The sequence below is a fragment of the Undibacterium sp. WLHG33 genome (genome assembly GCF_049544815.1).
In the GTDB taxonomy this organism is placed as follows: Bacteria; Pseudomonadota; Gammaproteobacteria; order Burkholderiales; family Burkholderiaceae_D; genus Undibacterium.
Window position 1 is genome coordinate 2,893,003 of sequence record NZ_CP186697.1, and the last position, 25,138, is coordinate 2,918,140.

General features: G+C 50.2%; 17 protein-coding genes. 5 read left to right on the forward strand and 12 right to left on the reverse strand.

Annotated features, from left to right (window positions below):
* The first annotated feature begins 3 nt into the window (after nt 1-3).
* The 5 genes from ACOTSW_RS13170 (at nt 4) to pbpC (ending at nt 12,160) form a co-directional block, all read left to right on the forward strand.
* Nucleotides 4-1,275 (forward strand): hypothetical protein, encoded by a 1,272-nt coding sequence (locus ACOTSW_RS13170; protein WP_423679528.1) that lies wholly within the window; start codon nt 4-6, stop codon nt 1,273-1,275.
* Nucleotides 1,275-2,006, forward strand: coding sequence for a polysaccharide deacetylase family protein (locus tag ACOTSW_RS13175; RefSeq protein WP_423679529.1), 732 nt, complete (start codon nt 1,275-1,277; stop codon nt 2,004-2,006). Before ACOTSW_RS13170 ends, ACOTSW_RS13175 begins: the two co-directional genes overlap by 1 nt.
* Nucleotides 2,007-2,191: 185 nt before the next feature.
* A complete protein-coding gene (locus tag ACOTSW_RS13180) occupies nt 2,192-4,078 on the forward strand; it encodes an MFS transporter (protein WP_423679530.1) in 1,887 nt (628 codons plus the stop codon).
* A 4-nt stretch (nt 4,079-4,082) separates the two neighbouring features.
* Nucleotides 4,083-9,875, forward strand: coding sequence for an alpha-2-macroglobulin family protein (locus ACOTSW_RS13185; RefSeq protein ID WP_423679531.1), 5,793 nt, complete (start codon nt 4,083-4,085; stop codon nt 9,873-9,875).
* Nucleotides 9,876-9,946: 71 nt separating this feature from the next.
* Nucleotides 9,947-12,160 carry a penicillin-binding protein 1C gene (gene pbpC, locus ACOTSW_RS13190; RefSeq protein ID WP_423682323.1) on the forward strand — a complete coding sequence of 738 codons (2,214 nt, stop codon included), beginning with the start codon at nt 9,947-9,949 and terminating at the stop codon, nt 12,158-12,160.
* 16 nt (nt 12,161-12,176) lie between these two features.
* Here the strand turns inward: pbpC and ACOTSW_RS13195 are convergent, their stop codons facing one another.
* From ACOTSW_RS13195 to ACOTSW_RS13250, 12 genes are all read right to left on the reverse strand, one after another.
* Entirely contained in the window at nt 12,177-13,739 is a 1,563-nt protein-coding gene (locus tag ACOTSW_RS13195) for a DHA2 family efflux MFS transporter permease subunit (protein ID WP_423679532.1), read from the reverse strand.
* Nucleotides 13,739-14,974: an HlyD family efflux transporter periplasmic adaptor subunit gene (locus ACOTSW_RS13200; RefSeq protein ID WP_423679533.1), complete on the reverse strand. Its 1,236-nt coding sequence runs from the start codon at nt 14,972-14,974 to the stop codon at nt 13,739-13,741. The genes ACOTSW_RS13195 and ACOTSW_RS13200 overlap by 1 nt, the downstream gene beginning before the upstream one ends.
* On the reverse strand, nt 14,971-16,464 hold the full coding sequence (locus ACOTSW_RS13205; protein WP_423679534.1) for an efflux transporter outer membrane subunit: 1,494 nt from the start codon (nt 16,462-16,464) through the stop codon (nt 14,971-14,973). The genes ACOTSW_RS13200 and ACOTSW_RS13205 overlap by 4 nt, the downstream gene beginning before the upstream one ends.
* An 83-nt stretch (nt 16,465-16,547) precedes the next feature.
* The gene (locus ACOTSW_RS13210; RefSeq protein ID WP_423679535.1) at nt 16,548-17,021 is read right to left on the reverse strand and encodes a MarR family winged helix-turn-helix transcriptional regulator; all 474 of its coding nucleotides are present in this window, start codon (nt 17,019-17,021) and stop codon (nt 16,548-16,550) included.
* Between the two features lie 112 nt (nt 17,022-17,133).
* Nucleotides 17,134-18,882, reverse strand: a complete 1,749-nt coding sequence (locus ACOTSW_RS13215; RefSeq protein ID WP_423679536.1) for a PhoH family protein — start codon at nt 18,880-18,882, stop codon at nt 17,134-17,136.
* 116 nt (nt 18,883-18,998) lie between these two features.
* The gene (locus tag ACOTSW_RS13220) at nt 18,999-19,466 is read right to left on the reverse strand and encodes a peroxiredoxin (RefSeq protein WP_423682325.1); all 468 of its coding nucleotides are present in this window, start codon (nt 19,464-19,466) and stop codon (nt 18,999-19,001) included.
* A 52-nt stretch (nt 19,467-19,518) separates the two neighbouring features.
* Entirely contained in the window at nt 19,519-20,454 is a 936-nt protein-coding gene (locus ACOTSW_RS13225) for a polysaccharide deacetylase family protein (RefSeq protein WP_423679537.1), read from the reverse strand.
* An 11-nt stretch (nt 20,455-20,465) separates the two neighbouring features.
* Nucleotides 20,466-21,506, reverse strand: coding sequence for a bifunctional UDP-4-keto-pentose/UDP-xylose synthase (locus tag ACOTSW_RS13230; protein ID WP_423679538.1), 1,041 nt, complete (start codon nt 21,504-21,506; stop codon nt 20,466-20,468).
* A gap of 61 nt (nt 21,507-21,567) precedes the next feature.
* On the reverse strand, nt 21,568-22,482 hold the full coding sequence (locus ACOTSW_RS13235) for a formyltransferase (protein WP_423679539.1): 915 nt from the start codon (nt 22,480-22,482) through the stop codon (nt 21,568-21,570).
* Nucleotide 22,483: 1 nt separating this feature from the next.
* Entirely contained in the window at nt 22,484-23,449 is a 966-nt protein-coding gene (locus tag ACOTSW_RS13240; RefSeq protein ID WP_423682326.1) for a glycosyltransferase, read from the reverse strand.
* A gap of 17 nt (nt 23,450-23,466) precedes the next feature.
* Complete coding sequence (locus ACOTSW_RS13245) at nt 23,467-24,594, reverse strand: DegT/DnrJ/EryC1/StrS family aminotransferase (protein WP_423679540.1); 1,128 nt, start codon at nt 24,592-24,594, stop codon at nt 23,467-23,469.
* 170 nt (nt 24,595-24,764) lie between these two features.
* Entirely contained in the window at nt 24,765-25,136 is a 372-nt protein-coding gene (locus ACOTSW_RS13250; protein ID WP_423679541.1) for an EamA family transporter, read from the reverse strand.
* Nucleotides 25,137-25,138: the final 2 nt, after the last annotated feature.

The window sequence follows — 25,138 nt, forward strand, 5'->3', positions numbered from 1 at the left end:
GGTATGGCTTGTTTGTTGGCACTGAGCTCATGGCCTGCGTTCGCGACCACGGAACTGGTGCTGCAATTAGAAACGTCACTCTCTAGGGACACGAATCCCTTCCGCTTTTATGACAATCAGGCCGGAGGTGGGCAAAAGCGGGAACAGATACAGCGACTGACCGAGACTGTGAATGCAAGCGATATCCGCGCCGGAGCTATCATCCCTTTGCTATCTGATCAGACGCGCCTGACTCTCAGCGGCTCTCTCGGCAATCGACATTACAAGGAATACCGCCAGCTTGACCATCAACCCGGTGCGGCTGATGCTGTTTTCGATTGGCAGGCGGGGCAATCCCTTAGTGGCAGGGTGTATGCGGGTAAGGATCAACGCTTATTTCAGTACATCAATGGCAGCCTGACGGAGCGGGATATCGCGCATACGCGCCGTGCCGGTGCCGACGTCAGAATAAAACCAGATGACGACTGGATGCTTAGTGCGAGCCTGTTTCGGAATGCGCTGAACTACGATTTGGACCTGAACCAGTTATATAACTTTGACGAACGCGGTCAGCAACTAGGTTTGCGTTTTATGTCTCCAACGGGTTCCAGTATCGAGGCGGGGACGCGTTTATCTGAGACCCGTTTTACCGACAGAACGCCAGAGCAAGTGCGGGATCTGGATAAAAAATACAAAGAAACGGAGTTGTATCTGGATGGTGAGTGGCGCTATAGCATCAAGACTATCACCAGCGCTCATCTGGGGCTGATACGTCGCCGCTATGATGTTCTGAATGAACGTGATACCCGCTTATTTAATGCGATCTGGCGTGGCACTTATCATTATTCAACGATGCTAAGGCTGGATTTGCAGCTGTTCGACAGACCATTTACGATCGTTGATCCATCTATTCTGTATGTGGTCAGCAAAGGCGCCCGCGTTGATGCGTTATGGAAGTGGTCGGATAAAACAAACGTCAATTTTTCAGCCTTGCTGCAGAATAGTGATCAGGAACTCATTCCCAGATTAGTCAGACCCGACAATAATTCGTCCCGCAAAGAGAAATTACAGCGCATCGGTATCGGCGCGAGTTACCAGTTTGAACGCGGTTTCCGGCTGTTATTCGACAGCTTTTACGAAAAAACGGACAGAGCTGCCGATGACATCAAACTCAGGCAGGCCGTTGTCCGCTTGGGCTTAGAATATACATTTGAAAATCTACCCGGCAGCGCTGCACGATTGGGTTTGCAGCGTTATCAACAATCTTTGAGCGCCACAGAACCGATACGCGAATGATGTCCCTGTATAAAAAAGCCAGCCGCTTTGCCGCACGCCATCTCGCCGGGCGCTGGATCAATTTAAGCAAGCAACAAGGTGTCGTCAGTTTTTCATTTGATGATGTACCGGCCAGTGCTTGCCATGCCGGTGCAGAAATTCTCGAGCGCTATCAGGCACGTGGCAGTTTTTACGTCTGCGGTCAATTAACTGACGGTACAGAGCAGGGGCAAACCTGCCACAGCGTCAAAGATTTGCAGAAACTGGTTGCGAACGGACATGAAATCGGCTGCCATACTTATTCGCACATGAATTGTGCCAATCACTCTCTTTCTGCGCTACGACAAGACTGGCAGCGGAATCAGGCATTTTTTGAAGAACACCATTTGCCAAGCAGCGGCTTTGCTTTCCCATTTGGTGCTTATGATTTGCCCAGCAAAATAGCTGCTTCAGAACGATTCCTGTATAACCGCATCACCGGTGGGGGCACACACATAGGAAAAGCCGATTTATATGCTTTACGCGCGCAGGCTTTGTATGCGGACAAGACAGACGCGGATACCGTATTACAACTGATACAGCAAACTGCGAATGAGGGTGGCTGGCTGATTTTTTATTCTCATGAAGTCAGGAGCAATCCGGGACCGTGGGGCACAACTCCGGAGCAACTGGAAATGGCATTGCAGATCGCAACACAATCCTCTTGCCGCGTTCTGACTGTCGAAAAAGCGATCGCTTTTTTTCAATCGTAAATTGCGTGCCAGTCGTCTGACGGTATGTCGGGTCTCTGCCAGCTATCTGCGTGGGATCTGCTTTCAGACGGCATGATACGTATATGTCATGCCATGACTACTGTGCTTACAGATTCTTACTTAAATTGCAATCCTGTAAGTTACAATCTTAATCTTCATTTTCGTCAATTTTAACGAGCAACTTTATGAGCCAACATAGTCAGTTCGCGCTGCTTACCCAACGACGTTTTGCACCATTTTTCTGGACGCAATTCTTTGGTGCATTTAATGATAATTTTTTCAAAATAGCGCTGTTGACGATATTGACCTACGACGCGTTGAACTGGGCGAATACGGATATTGATTTGCTGAATAATCTGATCCCTGGTTTATTCATCCTGCCATTTGTCTTGTTTTCTGCGACATCGGGGCAGTTTGCCGATAAGTTTGAAAAAGGCAGCATGGCGCGGAAAATCAAGTTGCTCGAAATCATTATCATGCTGATCGCAGCGTTTGGCTGGATGAGCCACAATCTGTGGGTGCTGATTGCGGCAGTGGCCGGTATGGGCATACATTCAACTTTGTTTGGTCCGGTTAAATATGCGTATTTACCACAGCACCTGCAAACTGACGAGCTGGTCGGCGGTAATGGCCTGATAGAAATGGGAACGTTTGTCGGTATTTTGTTGGGAGAAATACTGGGCGCGATGCTGGTTGTCAACAAACCTTGGGGGATAGAGCTGGTTGCTGCGGGTGCTGTGATTGTCGCGATCATCGGTTATATCTCGAGTTTGAAAATTCCGTATTCGCCAGCACCGGAACCGGAGTTAAAGATTAACTGGAACGCTGTCACCGAAACGGTGCGTAATATCAGTTTCAGCAAGCAGAACCGACCGGTATTCCTTTCATTGCTGGGTAATTCCTGGTTCTGGTTTTACGGCGCTATATTGCTCGCGCAATTTCCTTCGTATGCCAAAAATTATCTGCATGGCGACCATAGTGTTTTCGTGCTGTTACTGACTTTTTTTTCGTTCGGGATAGGCGCTGGTTCCTTATTATGTGAAAAGCTCTCCGGTCATAAAGTTGAAATTGGTCTGGTGCCGTTTGGCGCTATCGGTTTATCGGTGTTTGGTTTTGATCTATATTTATCCAGCGTTGCTTACATCAATACCTCCGGCGTCGATTTTTTGCAGTTCCTCAAGCAGACCGGCAGTCTGCATATTCTGTTTGATATCGTCATGATTGGGATCTTCGGTGGTTTTTATATCGTCCCCTTGTTTGCCTTAATTCAGACCCGCTGCGACCCGAAACATCTGTCGAGAACGATTGCCGGCATGAATATTCTGAATGCCCTTTTCATGGTCGTTGCATCACTCTCGGCCATGCTGCTGCTCAGAAAGGGATATACGATCCCGCAGATTTTCTTGGTAACCGCTGTTCTGAATGCGCTTGTCGCCATTTATATATTCAGTCTGGTGCCGGAGTTCCTGATGCGTTTTATCGCATGGTTGCTGATCCAGACCGTGCACAGAGTCAAAACCGTCAATACCGACAGGATTCCGCTTGAAGGCGGTGCGGTGCTGGTCTGTAATCACGTGTCTTATATGGATGCGATTGTGATCGGGGCCTCCAGTCCGCGTCCGATACGCTTTGTGATGGATCACAGAATTTTTAAAATTCCGTTTTTGTCATGGATATTCCGTACGGCGAAAGCGATACCGATCGCACCGGCAAAAGAGGACCCATGGCTGATGGAAAAGGCTTATATCGATATCGCACAGGCACTGCATGAAGGGGAATTAGTTTGTATTTTCCCTGAGGGCAAGCTGACGCATACCGGCGATATGAATGAGTTCAAAGGCGGAATTATGAAAATTCTGGAGCGCTCGCCGGTACCGGTTTATCCGATGGCCTTACGAGGATTGTGGGGCAGTTTTTTCACGCGAGACAAAGGCAATCCTTTTGAGCGTGCGTTCCGGCGCGGGCCATTCTCAAAACTGGAATTAGTGGTTGGTGAAGAAATGGCGGCATCAGAAGTAACGCCGCTGGTGCTGCAGGCAAAAGTAAAACAATTGCGTGGCGACTGGAGATAAAAAGATGGCTGGCCTGATCAAATCAATATGCGCGTTTGCCACTTTGTTCGCCATCGGCAATCTGCCGGTTGCTGAAGCAGCAACGATAACGCGTTTTACGCCGCAAGGTGAAGTCGCTCAGATCAGGCAGGTCAGAGCAACTTTCTCAGAAGCCGCCGTAGCCTTCGGTGACCCGAAAGCCGGGGAGCCATTTAACATCAAATGCAGTGGCGAAGCCGTCAGTGGCAGTGGTCGTTGGGCCGATGAGCGTAACTGGGTTTATGATTTCAACCAGGATTTGCCGGTCGGTAGCCAGTGTTCATTTACGCTGAAGACTGAGTTTAAAACGAAGTCGGGAGCGGGGCTGACAGGTAAAACCGGTTTTCAATTCAATACCGGTGGGCCGGCAGTGGTACGCACCAATCCGTATGCACAGTCGGATATTGAAGAAGACCAGATTTTCATTCTCCATCAGTCGGGAGCAGCCACTGAGGCTAGTCTGCGCCAACATGTGTACTGCGAAATTGAGGGCATACACGAGCGGGTTCCGGTTAAATTCGTGACTGGCGAGACACGTCATCTGCTGCTCAAAGAGTTTGCCCAGAAAGCGGATGCCAATAAAATTTCGACTATTCAATGCCAGCAAAAATTTCCCGCTGAAGCCGGAGTGAAAATTGTCTGGGATAAGGGAATTGTCAGCACCAACGGTATCGTCTCTACGCGTGCACAAAGCTTCCAGTTTAAAGTGCGCCCGGCATTCACTGCGAGTGTTTCTTGTGAGCGTGAAAATGCCAATGCTGCTTGTACGCCGATTTTGCCGATACGGATGAATTTCAGTTCCGGCATACCGCGCAAGTTTGCTGAAAAAATCCTGCTAAAAAGTGCCAAAGGATCTGTAAAACCTGAATTGCCCAAAGAGAATGGTGAAGATCTGATCGCTTATCTCAGTTTTAAACCACCTTTCGCAGAAAAATCTGAACTCAGCATTGAGTTACCGTCCGGACTTAAAGACGATAGCGGTCGTAATTTGTCGAATGCGGGACAGTTTCCGTACAAACTGATGACGGCTGATTTTCCGCCGTTGGTGAAATTTCCCGCAGCACCGTTTGGCATCGTTGAGCTCAATGCTGATGCGACCCTGCCTGTGACCCTGAGAAACGTTGAGTCGTCATTAGTGGCACGTTCGGCGAATGGTAAAGTCGCCCCAGGTCAACTGGCAAATTTGAAAGTCGATGAAGATACCGCGATTATTGAATGGTTGAGTAAGCTGAATCGATACCATGAATCGACGGTCAGTAACAATAATCAATTGATAGAAACCCGCAGCATAGGCTTGTTGAGTAAAGAAGCAAAAGCAAGCAAGCTGGAATTACCGGCAATGAAAACTGACAATGTGCGCCCATTTGAGGTCGTCGGTATACCGTTCAAAGCGCCGGGTTTTTATGTGCTTGAGCTCGAGTCGCAAAGACTGGGCGCTGCGTTGCTCGGAAAGCCAGCACCGATGTTTGTACGTACCAGTGCCTTGGTGACCAATTTGGCCGTACATCTGAAATCCGGAAGGGAAAATGCCGCGGTCTGGGTCACCCGACTCGACAACGGTAAACCAGTGGCAAATGCAGATATACAGATTTCTGATTGTTACGGTCGTTCAGTCTGGAAAGGGCGGTCCGATGTCAATGGCATCGCAATGCTCGCAAAGCCACTCAGTGGGTGTAAAAACAATGAGGTTGACAGCGAAGGAAAGCGCAGCGAGTTAAAAATTAATGGCTATTTTGTCAGTGCACGTAAAACGGATGAGAAAGGCCGCGCTGATATGGCTTTCGTATTATCGTCGTGGAATAACGGAATTGAATCCTATCGCTTCAATTTGCCAACAGATCTCAATTCTGCCACATCGGTAAAAGCACACACAGTATTGGACCGCAGTTTATTTCGTGCCGGTGAAACAGTATCCATGAAGCATTTGATCCGTGCAGAGACCATGCATGGTCTGGCTTTAGTCAAAACAGAACAATTGCCAAATCGTTTGCGGATTGTGCATCAGGGAAGTAATCAGGAATTTCAGTTCCCAGTTGTCTGGAGAGGTCGAAATGCAGCTGAGAATACCTTCACCATTCCTGCGCAGGCAAAATTAGGTCGCTATGACATTATCCTTGATAAAGGGAACGTTAAACTGGCTACGACCAATGATGAAGGTGGCAACGAGGATTACCGATATAGTGATCAGACGTATTACACCGGTGGTTTTCGTGTTGAGGAGTTTCGTCTGCCACTGCTGCAAGGGCGCGTGATTCCGGCCAAGGGGCCGCATATTACACCGAAAGAGTTACCACTGAGTCTGCAATTGAATTATCTCAACGGTGGCGGCGCATCCGGCTTATCGGTACAAGTGACCAGTCTGTTACGTAACCGTATGCTGCACTTCCCAGATTACGAGCAGTTCTCTTTTTATACCAATGACGGTAACGAAGATGAACAAAAAATCGTCGCGAATAAGCTTCCCGTTACGCTGGATAAAAACGGCAGCGGGAAAACAGTATTGAGCGCTTTGCCTGAGATACGGCGTCCGCAGGAGTTACTGACTGAAATGACGTATTCCGATCCGAATGGAGAAATACAGACGATCAGTAGCGTGATTCCTGTATGGCCTGCTGCTGTGGTGGCCGGAATCAAGAATGAAGACTGGGTATCAGTAAAAAACAAAACCCGCTTTACTGCAATTGCACTCGATACCAATGGCAAGCCCGTGTTTGACGTGCCGTTAGTCATTACAGGTATTGCGAGACACAACGATTCACATCGGCGTCGTATTGTCGGTGGTTTCTATGCATACGAAAATACAGAATCGAGCAAGGAATTAGGTCAGCTGTGTAAAGGCAAATCAGACGCTCGCGGATTACTGATCTGCGAAGTTGAGATGACAGAATCCGGCAATATCGAATTACAGGTCAAAGCGTCTGATCAGCAGGGGCGGAGTTCTTATGCGAAAACCTCGCTCTGGGTCACAGGCAAAGGTGAGGTCTGGTTTGATGGTGAGAATCAGGATCGCATGGATGTATTACCTGAGAAAAAACAGTATAAGGCTGGCGAGGTTGCGAGCTTTCAGGTGCGTATGCCTTTCCGCTCAGCGACTGCATTGGTTGCGATTGAACGCGAAGGTGTGATCGACACCATGGTGGTGGAATTGAATGGCCGTGATCCGACCATCAGGGTGCCAATCAAAGCCAGTTATGGCCCGAACGTGTATGTCTCCGTTCTGGCAGTGCGGGGTCGTATGCGTGAAGTGCCGTGGTATTCTTTCTTCAGTTGGGGGTGGAAAGAACCACTCAACTGGTGGAGTGAATTCCGTGAATATCAGGCGCCAGGTGCAACGGTTGATCTGGCGAAACCCGCGTATAAATATGGCATTGCGGAAATCAATGTCGGTATTGCCGCTCAGCAGTTAGCTGTTACCGTCAGCAGTGATAAACCTGCCTATCCGATACGGGCAACATCGAAAGTCAGCATACAAGTCAGACTGCCTGACGGTAGGCCTGCGGCTGGTGGTGAAGTTGCCATCGCTGCGGTGGATGAGGCCTTACTGGAACTACAACCAAACGACAGCTGGAATGTACTGACAGCGCTGTTGCAACGCCGCAGTTATGGTGTTGAAACTGCCACTGCACAGATGCAGGTGATAGGCAAGCGCCATTACGGGCGCAAAGCCGTGGCTGCTGGTGGTGGCGGCGGAAAATCTCCGACCAGAGAGTTGCTTGATACGCTGTTGCTCTGGAAGCCGGCAGTAAAGCTTGATGCCAATGGCCGGGCACAAATTGATGTGCCGCTCAACGATGCTTTAAGCAGTTTCCGGATTGTGGCTGTCGCACAAAGTGGTGATGGCATGTTCGGTACCGGAACAACCAGTATCAAGGCAACGCAGGATCTGCAGATTGTTTCCGGATTACCGCCATTGGTGCGTGAAGGCGATCATTACAACGCCATGCTGACCGTGCGTAACACGACAAGCCGTGCGATGAAAGTGATGCTGCAAGCGAAAACCAATGCTGCCGCAGCATTATTGCCAGCACAAGAATTACAGATACCGGCAGGCGAGGCACGTGAAGCGAACTGGCTGATAGAGGTGCCGCTACTCGGTGCCGATGTGCAAAGTCAGCAATTGCAGTGGGAATTTAGTGCGCAGGAGCAGGGGGCAGCTAATCAGGGCGCGAAAGATAGCCTGAAGTTTGTGCAAAAACTGATTCCAGCAATACCGGTATCAGTGCAGCAAGCGACCTTGATTCAGTTGGATAAGCCTTTGAGTTTACCGGTGGTCAAACCGGCAGATGGTTTACCCGGTCGAGGAGGCATTGCAGTTTCCTTCCTGCCGAGCCTGATCAGTGGTAGTGATGGTTTACGCCGTTATTTTGAAAACTATCCGTATATCTGCCTGGAACAAAAGACATCCAGAGCCATCGGCTTGCGTGATGCGGGAATGTGGCAGAAAGTCGTCAATGAATTGCCTACATATCTGGATGCTGATGGCCTGGCGTATTACTACCCACCAACAGACAGTGGACAAAGGCTGGGCAGCGATACGCTGACGGCCTACCTTTTGTCGGCAACGCAGGAAGCAGGCTACGCGATACCGGAATCCATCAGAGATAAGATGCTGCAGGGCTTGCAAGCGTTCGTGGAAGGAAAAATTACCCGCGATTTCTGGTCGCCGCGTAAGGATTTAGATGTACGCAAACTGGCGGCGCTGGAAGCCTTATCCCGTTACAACCTTGTCCAACCAAGAATGCTTGGTTCAGTGCAAATCACTCCTAATCAATGGCCGACGGGCGCCGTGTTGGATTGGTATCTGATACTACAAAGAAGCAGCACATTGCCACAACGGACTGTGGCAATGAAAGAAGCAGAACAGGTCTTAAGCAGCCGGCTCAACTATCAGGGTACGCGCATGGGCTTTTCCAATGAGCGCGATGATTACTGGTGGTGGCTGATGGGGAATAGCGACGTCAATGCAAATCGTTTATTGCTGGCGATGATGGACAATCCGGCGTGGCGTGATGATTTGCCTAAGATACTCAATGGCACTGTGCAAAGGCAGGTACATGGGCATTGGATGACGACAACAGCGAATGTCTGGGGATTACTCGCTCTGGAGAAATTTTCGAAAAAATTTGAAGCTGAAAAAGTCAGCGGTTCCAGCCGCATCAGTTTGCAGCAGGGAGCAAATCCGGCATTGAATTCGCAAACTTTTAACTGGCCAGCGAATGGTGGCGGTAAGCAGCTGTTACCGTGGCCGCAGACAATTGCCGCTGATACTAACCTGAAAGCGGCACATGATGGTAAAGGCAAGCCGTGGTTGCAGTTGCAAAGTCTGGCGGCTGTACCGTTGAAAACAGCATTTTCCAGCGGTTACCGGATCACGAAAACGGTAACGCCTGTGGAGCAAAAACAAGCCGGAAAATATCAGCGCGGCGATATATTGCGGGTCAACATCGATATTGATGCGCAAACCGAGATGACGTGGGTGGTGGCCACCGATCCTATCCCCGCTGGGGCGACCTTGCTGGGCTCAGGTCTGGGGCGTGATTCTGCAATTGCGGCTGCGACCGAACGTAACTCCGGACAGGCTTGGCTGGCATACGAAGAGCGCAGTTTTGACAGTTTCAGAAGTTACTATCAGTTTGTTCCTAAAGGTAAATTCAGTATGTCTTACACGGTCAGACTGAATAATGCAGGTGAATTTCATCTGCCATCGACCAGAGTCGAGGCTATGTATGCGCCGGAGATGTTTGGTGAGTCACCGAATGCCTTGATGATAGTGAAGTGATACAGACGATAGAAGTGAGTATCAGGTCATATACCCGTGGCGGTAACTACTCGTCAGGTCTGGCGGAAAAAATGTTGCGCCGTTTCTTTTATTTAATAGGGGTATTACTGCTTTTGTATAGCAGTAATGCCGGTGCGGTGCTCAGTTATCAGGAAGTCAAAGCCAGGTATGTATCCTCAGATGCAGTATTGTTGGACAGGCACGGCGCTATTTTGCAGCAGATGCGGGTCGATGCCAGAGAGCGCAAACTGGCGTGGGTCAGCCTGGAAGACATTTCACCAGCACTCAGAAGCGCACTGATCGCTTCTGAAGACAAGCGTTTTTATCAGCATTCCGGTGTTGACTGGAACGCGGTAGCCGCCTCGGCCTGGGGGAATTTATGGAATACAAAAACACGTGGCGCTTCTACCATTACGATGCAATTGGCCGGTTTGCTGGAAGAGGATTTACGGCGTCGCTCGTCAGCACGCAGTGCTTCGCAGAAAATTTCACAGGCCATTGTTGCGCAATGGCTGGAACGTCAATGGCGTAAAGACCAAATTCTGGAAGCGTATCTGAATCTGGTGCCATTTCGCGGTGAAATCGTAGGTACACACGCGCTCGCAAGAGTGATGTTCGGTAAGCATCCGAGTGGCATGGATCAGATTGAGGCGGCAATTGCAGTCGCTTTGATACGCGGCCCGAATGCCAGCGTCAGTAAAGTCAGTGAGCGAGCCTGTCATATTTTACGTGAACAAAAACAAGCGGAATTCTGCTCCAATCTGGAAGGACAGACGGCGCTGGCATTTTCTCATCTGAGCAGTAAGTCAGGCGCCACCGTAGCGACGAATACTATCTACACAACGACGCAGAACGGATTCAACCTCGCGCCGCATTTTGCTCGCAGAGTCCTGACGACGGATGGACGTCGTGTCACATCGACACTGGATGCTCGCTTACAGGCTTATGCAAAAGACAGTCTGGTCCGTCAATTATCGGCCCTCGTAGATCGCAATGTCGAGGATGGCGCTATTGTTGTGCTGGATAACGCCAGTGGTGATATTCTGGCATGGGTGGGTTCCAGCGGCAGCTTATCCGATGCAGCCCACGTTGATGGCGTGGTCGCACTCCGTCAGGCCGGTTCTACCTTAAAACCGTTTTTGTATGAGCAGGCCCTGGAGATGCGTTTGATTACTGCAGCCTCGGTAATCGATGATACGCCGGTCAATCTGACGACAAGCAATGGTTTATATATCCCACAGAATTACGATAAACACTTCAAAGGGCTGGTCAGTGTGCGGACGGCATTAGCATCGTCACTGAATATTCCTGCTGTCAGGATGTTGATCAGTGTTCAACCTGAAGTGTTTTTCAGACGTTTGCAAGCGCTGGGTTTTCAACTCCGCGAGTCTGGTGATTATTACGGTTACAGCCTCGCCTTGGGTAGCGCGGACGTGAGTTTGCTGAGTCTGACAAATGCATATCGCAGTCTCGCTAACCAGGGAAATTTTAGTCTTCCGCGATACAGAAATACTGATCTGTATCCTCCTTCGGTGAAGGTAATGGATACCGCAGCATCGTATATTGTGAGTGATATTCTCAGTGACAGAGCGGCGCGGGCAATGACTTTTGGATTAGAAAACGCACTTGCGACGCGTGTGTGGAGCGCAGTGAAAACCGGTACCTCTAAAGATATGCGTGATAACTGGTGCATAGGATTTTCTGAGCGTTATACCGTGGGCGTCTGGGTAGGCAACGCTTCCGGTGCACCGATGTGGGACGTCTCCGGCGTGACCGGTGCTGCGCCAGTCTGGCAGGAAATTATGCATTACCTGCACAAGGATTTCCGGCCCAAAGGGGCAGAGAAGCGCCGCTTACCTGAAGGTGTAGAGCAGCGTCTTATCAGTTTTTCGGAAGGGATTGAAGCGCCCAGAAACGAGTTGTTTTTAAAAGGAACGGCACAGGACAAGATAGTCCGGGCGCGTTCAGATCAGATACAGACAAAAATTATCTATCCCAAGTCAGGAATGATCGTTGCGGTCGATCCGGACATACCACCAGAGCGACAACGCATGCGGTTCATTTCCGCGGGTGAGGGACAGTTACTGGTATTGGATGGGAGACACTTAAAAACGATTTCTGTGGCTACTTCACAGCAGGATAAAACCTTGCGATATGACTGGTTTCCTGTCCCAGGCAAGCATGTACTGAGTTTGTTGACGCCTCAAGGTCTGTTGCTGGATCAGGTTAGTTTTGAAGTGCGTGGCGCAACGCTGGTCGTAAATAAAAAAACGGGCCAACGCTAGTTGACCCGTATCTGGTTTAATGTGCGCCACCTGCATCGACCGGTGCTGATGATTTCTTTGGTTTAGTCAGCCAGACCAGTGTGATCAGGCCGAGGAACATGAAGGCGGAAAGATAAAAAATATCTGTTGCAGCCATAGTACTGGCTTGCACGCTGATGGTTCTGTCCAGAACCGCGTAGGCTGCCTGATCGCTCATCCCTTGTTGTGTAAAGCCTTGTATGCTTTGCACGAAAGCGGAGGAGGCATATCCGCTGCTTTCAGTGATATGCGCGTGATGCATCGTACTACGGCTGTCCCACATCGTTGTCATGATTGAGGCACCCATACCGCCGCACATAATCCGGACAAAATTAGACAGGCCGGAGGCCGCAGGGATCTTTTCCGGTGGCTGACCCGACAAGACGATAGATGTCAGCGGAATGAAAAACATCGACATGGCGGCACCCTGAATCAGGGTTGGTATCATCAGCGTCATGGTATCAACTTCGGTGTTGAAGCGCGCCCGCAGAAAAAATACCAGTGCAAATCCGAGAAACGCAAGCGATGCCACTTTGCGGGCATCTACTTTCGGTAAAATTTTCCCGATAACCGGTGATAACAGAATCGCGAAAATACCCACCGGTGCCATTACTTTTCCTGCTTCAGTCGCGGTATAAGACAATTGGGTCTGTAGCCACAGCGGCATAATGACCAGACTGCCGAAAAACAAACCATAGCCCACGGAAATCGCAATGACACCTGCGGAGAAATTTCTTCCCTTGAACAAAGACAAATCAACAACAGGATGATCCTGCCCATTTTCCCAGATAATGAAATAAATCAGCCCGACTACCGCGATCACCGTCAGCAAAATAATTTCGCCCGAATTGAACCAATCGAGTTCCTTGCCCTTATCCAGCATCAGTTGTAAAGCGCCGACCCAGATCACCAGCAGAAACAGGCCAACCTTATCAATCGGTAACGCCCTGATGGTTGATTCGCGTTTGTGATAAATCGACCATGTCGCCCATGCAGTAAACAGCCCGACTGGAATGTTGATATAGAAAATCCACGGCCAGGTGTAATTATCTGAAATCCAGCCGCCAAGCAGAGGCCCCATAATCGGCGCAACCAGGGTTGTCATGCCCCATAGTGCAAGTGCCATTGAACTCTTGGCCGGGGTGTAACTCGATAACAGCAAGGATTGTGACAGCGGAATCATCGGGCCAGCAACCGCACCCTGCAAAATACGCGCCGCGATCAGTATTTCGATATTCGGTGCGATACCGCACAGCCAGGACGACAGAACGAATAACAGGATGGATGCCATAAACAATCTGACCTGCCCGAACTGCGTGGTCAGCCAGCCCGTTAACGGAACCGAGATTGCATTAGCGACAGCGAAGGAAGTGATCACCCAGGTACCTTGTTGCGGCGAGACGCCAAGGTTGCCTGAAATGGCCGGAATTGATACGTTGGCAATCGACGAATCAAGCACATTCATGAACACCGCCAGAGACAGTGCAAGTGTGCCCATTGCCAGTTGGGCACCTTTCAGCGGCGGATGTGCGACGTGAGCTGCGCGGGATGCTGTACTCATTACTTTGCCTTGGTGTTGGCCGTATTGTTAGCCGAATTTGCGGCCGATAAATTTGCATTGATGATCGAAGTAATGCGTTGCTCGACATCTTTGCCGTTTTGTTCAAATACAGCCGTTTGATACGCTGGCGTTGCGCGGGCTGCCGCGCTTGCTGCGACCGGTGCGCCTTTTTGCTGAGAGATATTCACCTGCACCTGCATAGAAACGCCGATTCGCAGTGGATGTGCCTCTAATTCTTTAGGATCGAGAGAGATGCGCACAGGAACACGTTGCACGACTTTAATCCAGTTGCCTGTTGCATTCTGCGCTGGCAGTAATGCAAACGCAGAACCTGTGCCAGCGGACAAGCCGATAACTTTGCCGTGGTATTCGACATCGCTGCCGTACAGATCTGAATGTAAGGTGACATCCTGACCTGTGCGCATGTGAGCTAACTGTACTTCTTTAAAGTTCGCATCGACCCACAGCGAATTCAGCGGAACGATGGATAATAATGGCGCTCCCGCATTGACTCGCTGCCCGACCTGTACGGCGCGCTTCGCGATATAACCACTGACGGGAGCTGGCAACGTGCTTCGGTGATATGTCAGCATCGCTTCGCGGACTTTAGTCGCAGCACGCAGCACATTCGGGTGCTGAGTGATGGTCGTATTTTCTGTCAGCGCGCGGTTTGAGCTTAACTGTTCGCGCGTCGCTTGTAATGCTGCTTCTGCTGTCTTCAGCGCATTTTTAGCATGTTCCAGTTCTTCGGCGGAAATTGCCCCGGAGCTGAGTAATGTCTGACGACGCGCCAGATCGGCCTTCGCCCGTTCAACCTCAGTGCTACGCACGTCGATATTGGCCTGCAGGCTGGCGTTATTGGCGAACAGAACTTTTACTTCACGCACCGTTTGCGCCAATTGCGCTTCCGCTTGTTCGAGAGCGACTTTGGCGTCTGTTTTATCGAGCTCAATCAGAGGTTTACCGGCCTGTACCAGTTCTGTATCGTCGGCATGAATCGCAACGACAGTGCCGGCAATTTGCGGTGTTACCTGGATGATATTACCTGCGGCATAGGCATCTTCCGTATGTTCAAAATTACGGGCGACCAGCGCCCACCATACACCATAAGCGATCGCAGCGATCACGATGATAGCGGTAACAACGAGCAGCCGACCGCGGCGCTTGCTTTTGTCAGGCGCAGCTTCGATTGCTGGAGTGGCAGGGGAGTTAGAGTTTTGTGCTGGAGCGTTCATTGCGCTGCCTCCGGTTTGTTAGATGCTGTAAAAGTGTCTGATGTTGCATTTGCCAATGCGGTGTTGCTGGCTTTGCTGTCATAGCCGCCACCCAGTGCTTTGATCAGATTAATCTGACTGTCAGCGCGGCGAATGGCTATGTCCATTGATAATTTTTGCTGTGCGAGCAGCGCCGTCTCCGCGGCTAAAACAGGAAGCATATTTGCTGTTCCTGCTTTTTGTCGTTGCTGAGCGAGTTGCAAAGCTGTTCTGGCGGCCTGTTCTGCGATGGTTTGCTGTCTGGCCTGGGCTTCGTTGGTTTGCAGAATCTGCAACTGATCTGCGACTTCATGCAGTGCATCCGTCAGACTCTGATTGTAGGTCGCAACCGCGACGTCATACCCCGCCACTTTATTTTTTAATTGCGCACGCAGACGGCCGCCTTCGAAAATCGGCAGACGGATTGCCGGGCCGACGCCAACGATACTGCTCCCGCTCTTGATGAAATTATCTAAACCCAGGCTGGATAAACCGGCAAAGCCAACGATATTGATGTTCGGATAAAACTGATTTTTTGCCAGATCAATCTCGCTCTGACCAGCTTCGACGCGCCAACGCGCGGCAACGATATCCGGTCTTCTTGAAATTAATTCCAGTGGCAGATTGGCCGGCGCTGCAATCGCCATGTTTTCCTGAAAACGCGGTACCGGAATCTGCTGTCCGCGCTCTGGTCCTGCACCCAGCAAGGCGGCGAGTTGATTGCGGGTCAATGCGATAGCTTCTTTCCAGCCGGTGATTTCGTTTTTGATGCCGGAGATTTGCAATAAGCTTTGTTGTAGTTCGGATTTTGTCTCTAATCCTGCTTTCAGTCTTTGCAATGTCAGCTGATCGATTTTTTCGCGCACGGCAAGCTGTTGTTCGCTCAGCGCGAGTTGCTGATATTGACGTGCCAGTTGTAACCAGGCGCGGGCAATCGCGCTGCTCAGCAGCAGGCGGGCACTTTGTTTTTCCGCTTCAGCGACTTTTTCCTGCGAGACTGCGGTGCGCATTTCTGCGCTGTGTTTGCCCCAGAAATCAAGTTCATAGCTGGCATTCAGTGCGAGCTGATTATTGCTTTCGTAACTACCGGCCAGCGGTCTCGGAATCAGCCCATTCTCGGTAAAACGCTGATAAGTGCTGTCCAGACTCGCGTTGACAGTCGGCAGCGAATTTGCGCCGACGGCCGCAGTCACCGCCCGCGCTGCATTGATACGCGCGCTTGCTACTTGCAGGGACGGATTGTTACTCAAGCCTGCGTCAATCAGGGACTGCAATTCTTTGCCGCCAATCGCAACTCCCCAGTCACTCGCAGGCCACAAGCCTTGCTGTTGCGCAAATATGCCGGAATTTGCTTCACCAGCAATTGACTTGAGTTGCGATTGACTTTGTATGCCGTCAAAGCTGACACATGCGGAAAGTAGTGCCAGCACTCCGGCAGCAATTGCATGATAAGCAATATGCTTGCTGTTCATCTTTTTTATCTCAGGAGGTTTCATTTGGTTTGGGTGTTCACAGTTGGTATGGCTGCTGATAAATTTAATTGACTATGCAATGATTACTTTATTGCGTCTAATAACGGTCGGTTCGCGAGGGCTTTGCGCAGCAGGCACTTCAGGAATCCGAGTTCTTCTTCCGTAAATCCTGTAAAGCCGATGTTTAGAACTTCTTTGTAAATCGGCGGCAGTTGAGCCGCCATTTCCTTTCCGCTCTCGGTCAGTTCGAGTTTAAACAGGCGTTTATCTGCCTGGTCTGGTGTTCTGCGCAGAAACCCCTTTGATTCCAGCTTGTCCAGCGTCCTTTTCATTGCAGCAGAGTCGATAAATAAATCACGCGACAGGTCTGCCGCGGTATGGCATTTTCCTAGCCCCAGCATTAAAAAAACACTGGCTTGTGAATGGGTGATGCCGCGCGAACGCAAAGCGCCATCAGCGGCGCGGGATAACATCGTTCTGGTTCTTGCGATCAGATAACCCACGCTGTCTTCAACGTGGCTTACATCAAACTGCAAGGAGGATTTTTCGTCTGTCATTTCAATAAATAATCATTGCTTAGTCAATAGTTTATCTCAGGTAAAAAATAATTGCTGGACATAAAAAAAGCGCTGCCATAGCAGCGCTTTTAAAAAACCGGTAATTCCTTATTTACAGGATCTCACTGGCGTGATCTGCCAGACGTGAACGTTCGCCGCGGGCTAAAGTCACGTGACCACTGTGTGACCATCCTTTGAAACGATCAACGACATAGGTCAGACCGCTGGAGCCTTCGGTCAGATATGGTGTGTCAATCTGCGCGATATTTCCAAGACAGATGATCTTTGTGCCTGGGCCAGCTCGTGTCACCAGAGTTTTTACCTGTTTCGGTGTCAGATTTTGCGCTTCGTCGATAATCAGGAATTTATTGACGAAGGTACGACCGCGCATGAAATTCAGTGATTTGATCTTGATCTTTGAACGAATCAGATCCTGCGTGGCAGCACGTCCCCAGTCGCCGGCATCATTGTCTGACTTATTCAATACTTCGAGATTGTCGTCAAACGCGCCCATCCATGGCGACATTTTTTCTTCCTCTGTACCTGGCAGGAAACCGATGTCTTCGCCAACTGGCACGGTGACACGGGTGACAATGATTTCGTTGTAGGTTTTGGTTTCCAATACCTGCGCCAGACCGGCAGCGAGCGCGAGTAAAGTTTTGCCAGTGCCGGCCTGGCCCAGCAGCGTGACGAAATCACATTCCGGATCCATCAACAGATTCAGGGCAAAATTCTGTTCACGATTACGCGAAGTGATGCCCCAGACACTGTTTTTAACGTGACCGTAGTCGCGCAGCGTCTGCAATACGGCAGTTTTGCCATTAATCTGTTTTACTTGCCCGTAAAATGAAGCTTCACCATTATTCGGTTCAAGATAAACAAACTGGTTAACCAGTAAAGACGGAATCACCGGGCCTGTGATTCGGTAAAACGTAGTGCTGAGTCCGTTTCTATTCTCTTGCCAGGTTTCTATGCCTTTGCCGTGTTTATTCCAGAAGTCATCAGGTAACTGAACAATACCGGAGTACAGCAAATCGCTGTCTTCCATGACATGGTCATTGAAGTAGTCTTCCGCTGGCAAGCCGAGCGCGCGGGCTTTGATGCGCATATTGATGTCTTTTGACACCAGCACGACAGGGCGTCCCGGAAATTCCTGTTCCAGCGCCTGCACAACGCCCAGAATCTGGTTGTCCGCTTTTCCTTGGGGCAGGCCGCGCGGTAACTCACCGACTTGCAGCTTGGTCTGGAAATACAGATGCCCCTTTGCTTCTTTATTGCCTAATTTCGATAACGGAATGCCTTTTTCTATATCTTGATGATCGATGTCACTGACCAGCGCGTCGAGTGAGCGGGAGATCTGGCGTGCGTTGCGCGCCACTTCAGACATGCCTTTTTTATGATCGTCAAGCTCTTCCAGCGTGATCATGGGCAGATAGATATCGTGCTCTTCAAAACGGAATAAAGAGGTAGGATCATGCATCAGGACATTCGTGTCGAGCACGAACAGCTTGATGATGCCCGATTTATCGGCGGCACGGCTGATGCTGGATTTAACGCGGATATCCGGAATTTTTGTTTCGGTGACTGTCGTCGTCGCTGCCGGAGCAGCGATCTTCTCCGCTGCCTGCACAGATGTGCGGGGTGCTTTAGTTGCGGCCGTCTTTTGTGTTGAGCGAGAAATTTTTGTGCTACCAACGGCGGTCTGCGTTTTTTTTGCAGCAGGCGATTTATCTTCAGACACTTTGTTTTTTTCAGTACGAGCGACTTTTACCGCTTTGCCAGGCTTGCCTGTCTCCGCTTTCGGATAGTCTTTTGGCGATAATAACGCTGCGGGTTTAGTCGGCATTTTTGGTAATGGCATGAATACCTCAATCAAAAAGTGAGAGCTGTAAAATCAAAAAGCCGCTGTGGCGATCCCGGCTGATTACCGGTTCTGCCCATGGCGGCTTCTGAGTAAAGAAAATTGGTAGAGTTCAATTAAGTTTTGGCGCTCACGAATTCGAGTACTTCATTAACGTGACCTGCTACTTTGACACCTCTCCATTCTTTCACTAATTTACCCGTGGCGTCAATCACAAATGTACTGCGTTCTATGCCACGAACCTGTTTGCCGTACATGTTTTTCATTTTCATCACGTTAAACAACAGGCATAGTGTTTCGTCCGGATCGGATATCAGCTCAAATGGCAGATCGAGTTTCTTTTTGAACCCTTCGTGCGAACGCAGGCTATCGCGGCTGATACCAAAAATTTCTGTGTTTGCAGACTCAAATTGTGGATATAAATCGCGGAAAGCAAGACTTTCAGTTGTGCATCCCGGAGTATTGTCTTTCGGGTAAAAATAAATCACCAGATTTTTACCCTTGTAATTACTCAGATGAAATTCCTTGCTGCCTGTCATTGCAGCAGAAAATTCTGGCACCTGGCAATTTAAAGCGGAAAGCATGTCAGCCACTGTAATCTCCTTGGTTAGTGGTGGCGAAGTTGTTGCTGACAGGCTAGATCAGGGCAACAAGTTCTCCGGACCTTCCGGGCAAACTGGCCCATGAAAGAGGATGTGTCGGCAAATTTTTATCTTTGATAGCGTCAAAATAATCAGCCATGGATATGCAACGATAACCTTGCTTATGCCAGCCCGTCAGCAGTTGCTCGAATATGGGGGCAAGTTTTTGCCCTTCAAGTTCTGCATGCAGGGTAAATACATGGTCTCTGGGCTTTTTTGTCAGATCCAGTATATGTGCTGCAATTGTTGAGGTAGTCAGTTCCTGTCCGTTGACTGTCCGCCCCAGTAGTTCGTCGAGAGTAGGCAGGGTAGTCGGCATTTGTATGCATGACTTTACCTCATTACCTACTTTTAACCGGTAAGGGCCTGCTTCTGGATTGGCAAGGCTGCCATCGTCAGTCAACATGGCGCGGCCATCAGACGCGTATTGCATTCCAAACTGATCAAGCTGGGTAAATGCATGTTCGTTCATTTGCCAGCCAGCTGCTCCATGTGTTGCAGGCTGATGGCCGAAAATTTGCTGAAACTTTTGCTGTGCTCGTTGCATCTGTCCGCACGTCCAGTCCTTGCCTCGCTGCCGGACATTGTCGTGCCAGACGACGTGATCCCAGGTGTGAATGCCGCATTCAAAGCCGGCATCAGCAACCGCGCGCATTTCTGTCGTGCAGCTACCGATGTCGGGCGCAGGAAGAAACACGCCATACATCAGAGTCTTGATGCCGTAATGTTCGACGACCGAAGTACGGGAAACCTTTTGAAAAAAACCGGGGCGAAATACTCGCCGCAAGGCCCAGCCGGTATGATCTTTTCCAAGCGAAAACAGAAAAGTTGCTCCGGCCTGATGTTGCTTGAGTATCCGCACCAGATTTGGTACACCTTCTCTGGTGCCGCGAAAGGTATCAACGTCGATTTTGAGAACAATATTCGGCATACTGACCCGGATCAGTCCATCAGGGAGCGAGCTTCAGCGACCTGCGAACGATAAGCATCAAAAATATTGCGCATCGTGTCTTTCATTCCGGTTGTCGGCGCCCAGCCCAATTCTTCACAAGTATTGGTGATCTTTGGCACACGATTCTGTACGTCCTGATAGCCTGCACCATAGTAAGCGCCGGATGTGGTTTCTGTCAGTTGTACTTTTTTCGCTGTTTCAGCATATTCAGGATACTCAGCAGCAAGCGCCAGCATCATGTTGGCGAGTTCACGGATAGAGTAGTTATTGCCCGGATTGCCGATGTTGTAAATTTTGCCGGAAGCGACACCATTTTTATTGTCGATGATGCGCATCAGAGCATCAATACCATCATCGATATAAGTGAACGCGCGTTTTTGCGCACCACCATCGACCAGCGAGATATTTTCGCCGCGAACAATATGACCAAAGAATTGTGTTACCACACGTGAGCTGCCTTCTTTTGGTGTGTGGATATTGTCCAGGCCAGCACCGATCCAGTTAAACGGACGGAATAAAGTGAAATTCAGGCCTTCCATGCCGTAGCCCCAGATCACGCGATCCATCAGTTGTTTCGCGCAGGAGTATATCCAGCGAGGTTTGTTGATCGGGCCGCAGATCAGTTCAGACGCTTCCGGATCAAATTCTTCATCATGGCACATGCCGTACACTTCGGAAGTCGAAGGGAAGACCAGATGTTTGCCGTATTTTGCAGCAGAACGCACGATAGGCAGGTTGGCTTCAAAGTCCAGTTCAAACACGCGCAGCGGTTGTTTGACGTAAGTCGATGGTGTGGCGATCGCAACCAGCGGCAGAATCACATCGCACTTCTTCACGTGATATTCAACCCATTCTTTATTGATGGTGATATCGCCTTCAAAAAAATGCATGCGTGGATGATTGATCAGGTCGCCCAGACGCTCGGTTTGCATATCCATGCCGTAGACTTCCCAGTCTGTCGTTTCGAGAATACGTTTGGACAGATGGTGACCGATAAAACCGTTCACGCCGAGAATGAGGACTTTTTTCATGGTGAGTTCTTCTTAAATGTAAATGTTGGGAGCTATGCCGGATAACGTTACCTGATTACCTTCAAACAACGCCTGTCAATTGCTTCAGTTCGTTGACCTGAATCGGCTTTCCGTCGCAGTGCAATTCAATTATACGTAAGGCTTTGCCATCGCCGCATACGCCAAGGGCGACATTATCTACTACATGCAAGCCTGTCGGCAAATTTCCGGTCGGTAAATTGGTTAAACGTGCTTTTTGAATAATGAAATGATGCCCTGACTGCTCGAAAAATGCCCCCGGATAAGGTGGTGCTACGGCCCGGTGCAGGTTATATACCTGTTGTGCCGACTGCGACCAGTCTATCCGGCCATCTTCAGGTTTGCGGCCACCGAAATAACTGCCTTCGCTGAGTTTGTTTTCTAATGCTTTATATTCGCCACTGATCAGACCAGGCAGCGCATACCAGAGTGTCTGCTCAGCAGCGACAGTTAATTTTCCGAACACTTCATAGGCAGTGTCATCCGGGAGGATGGGCACGGCTGTCTGCGCAATAATTTTGCCGGCATCCGGTTTGGCCGCCATTTCATGCAAGGTGGCGCCAGTTTCCGTTTCGCCATGCAGGACCGCCCAGTTAACCGGGACACGTCCACGGTATTTCGGCAATAAAGAACCGTGCAGATTGTAGGCGCCGCGTTTGGCCAGCGCGAGCAGATCCAATGGCAACATGTGGCGATAATAAAAGCTGAAAATGAAGTCAGGCGCTATCGTAGCGATACGTTGCGCCAGGTCGGCGGATTTAGGATCTGCAGGCGTGATGCTTTCGATGCCGTGTTCCTGGCATAAAGCGGCGACGGATTCAAACCAGATCGTTTCTGCCGGATTATCTTCGTGCGTGACGACCAGAGCGATATGTACGCCGCGGGCGAGCAGGGTTTTAATGCTGCGTACACCGACGTTGTGGTAGGCAAAGACGACGGCAGTGGGCTGGGAACTCATGTCAGTTTTCCTTCGCTGCACTAGCAGACAGATCTTGCAAAATCGTTTGCACCACGTAACGCGGGCGACCTCGTACTTGCTGATAAATGCGCCCGATGTATTCGCCAAGCAAGCCTATGCCAAACAGAATCACACCCATCAGGAAAAAAGCGATGGCGAAAAGGGTGAACAGCCCTTCGGCTTCCGCGCCGAAAACGAAACGGCGTATCAGCAGCAAAGCAACTAAACCGCCGGAAAGCAGCGACAACATCATCCCAAGCATGGAGAATATCTGCAAAGGCATGATGGAAAAGCCAGTCATCAGGTCGAAATTCAGACGTATCAGACTGTATAGCGAGTATTTGGATTCACCCGCAGCGCGCTCCTCATGCTCCACCACGATTTCTGTTGGTTTGCGTGAAAACGTGTAGGCCAGCGCAGGTACGAAGGTGTTGACTTCGCCGCACTGATTAATCAGATCAATCACGTTCCGACCGTAGGCACGCAGCATATTGCCCTGATCGGTGATTTTGATGCGGGTGATTTTTTCGCGCAGGTGGTTCATCGCTTTTGACGCATAGGTTCGCCAGGCAGAATCCTGACGCTTGCGTCGTATCGATCCTACATAGTCATAACCTTCGCGCATTTTGTCGACCAGTGCGCCGATTTCTTCCGGAGGATTTTGTAAGTCAGCATCGAGCGTGACCACAATCTCGCCACGAGTGGCTTCAAAGCCAGCCAGAATCGCCATGTGTTGACCGTAATTACCATTGAACAGTACGACGCGTGTGACGTCGGGGCGAAGGCGGAACTGGTTGGATAAAATCGCCGCGGTATTGTCGCGGCTGCCATCGTTGACGAAGACAATTTCATAGCTGACGCCGCGCGCCGCCAGCGTATCGAGAGCGGGATAAAGGCGGCTGAACAACTTGGCGAGGCCTGCTTCCTCGTTATAAACAGGAATGACCACTGAGAGTTCGGGTTTCATCATAAGGCGTGCCAGATTCAAAGAAGGCGGGATTTTACCGCAGACACGACGCGTTCGACATCGGTCTTTGTCATTGCCGGGAACAATGGCAAAGTCACGATCTGATTGCCAATACGTTCAGCAATCGGGAACATGCCTTCTTTAAAGCCACGGGCGCGGTACATGGTGAACAGATGAATCTGACGATAGTGGTAGCCGAGACCAATCTGCACGTCCAGCATCTGCTGCATGAAGACTGCGCGGTTTACACGTTCCGGCAGCACGATATGGAACATGTGCCAGTTTGAATTGGTGAAGTCCGCGACCGGCAGTTCGGCACCGGTCTGGGCTTCAAAGTCCGGGCCGAATTGTTCGAAATAATATTGGGCGAGTTCTTTACGTCTGGCGTTGAATTCCGCCAGATGTTTCATCTGACCGAGGCCGATTGCTGCGGCGATGTCGGTCAGATTGAATTTTCCGCCCAGCACATCTACGTCGATACCATCAAGGCCGCTGCGGGTCACACCTTGTAAACGGTATTTTTCGGCAAGGCGTGCTTCTTCTGCGTTATTCAATACCAGGCAGCCACCTTCACCGGTCATGATATTTTTGTTGACCTGAAAGCTGAACGACACAAAATCGCCAAACGAGCCTATGCGTTTTCCTTTCCAGGTTGAGCCTATGGCCTGCGCTGCATCTTCGACCACGCGCAAATGATATTTGTCGGCAAGCTCGTACAATTTATCCATGTCGCAAGGCAGGCCGCACATGTGCACAGGAATGATTGCTTTTGTGCGTGGTGTGATCGCGGCTTCAACCCGGTTCAGGTCGATGTTATGCGTTTTCGGATCGATATCGACAAACACTGGCGTCGCGCCGGTTTCAATAATCACGCTGGCCGTGGCGACCCACGAATTCGGCGTCGTGATCACCTCGTCACCAGCGCCTATGCCGGCGATCCGCAAAGCGATTTCCATGGTGCAGGTGCCGGAGTTAAACGTACGTACCGGACGGCCACCGAAGTATTCTGATAACTGCGCTTCCAACGCCTGCACTTTTGGTCCGCTGGCGAGCCAGCCGGAGCGCAATACCTCCGAGACAGCCGCAATGGTTTCTTCATCTATGCTGGGTTTGGTGAAAGGCAAAAATGGTAAAGAGTCGCTCATATTGATCCTTTAATAGCGTCTGAGACGCGTACGTACTGCATGTTTGCTACGTGTCTGGTGCAATTGGTGCTGCATCAGGCTGTTTATATACTGGGTGGAGTATATCCGGAAGCCCTTTGTTTCCGCAGGGAATAGGGCGATTTTTACACATACTCCCCCAATTTCTCTAATTAACTCTTCATTAGTAAAGCCACGCCGATGATGATGATGCCGATCGCCAGCATACGTTGCAAGGTCATGGCTTCGCCGAGGAAATACCAGGCACCGATCGCATTGACGATGTAACCGATCGACAGCAGAGGGTAGGCGATCGTCACCGGTATGCGTGACAGACCGATGATCCACACCACAACAGACAGCCCATAACACGCGAGACCACCGATGATGGGCAACTGGGTTGCGATCTGTATGCCGATATGAAGCCAGTTGCTGGCATTGACGTGGATTTCACCGATGGCATTCGTGCCTTTTTTCAGCAGCAATTGTGCTAACGCGTTCAGCAGAATGCCGGTAATGATGAAGCCGAAAGTATTAATATTCATTG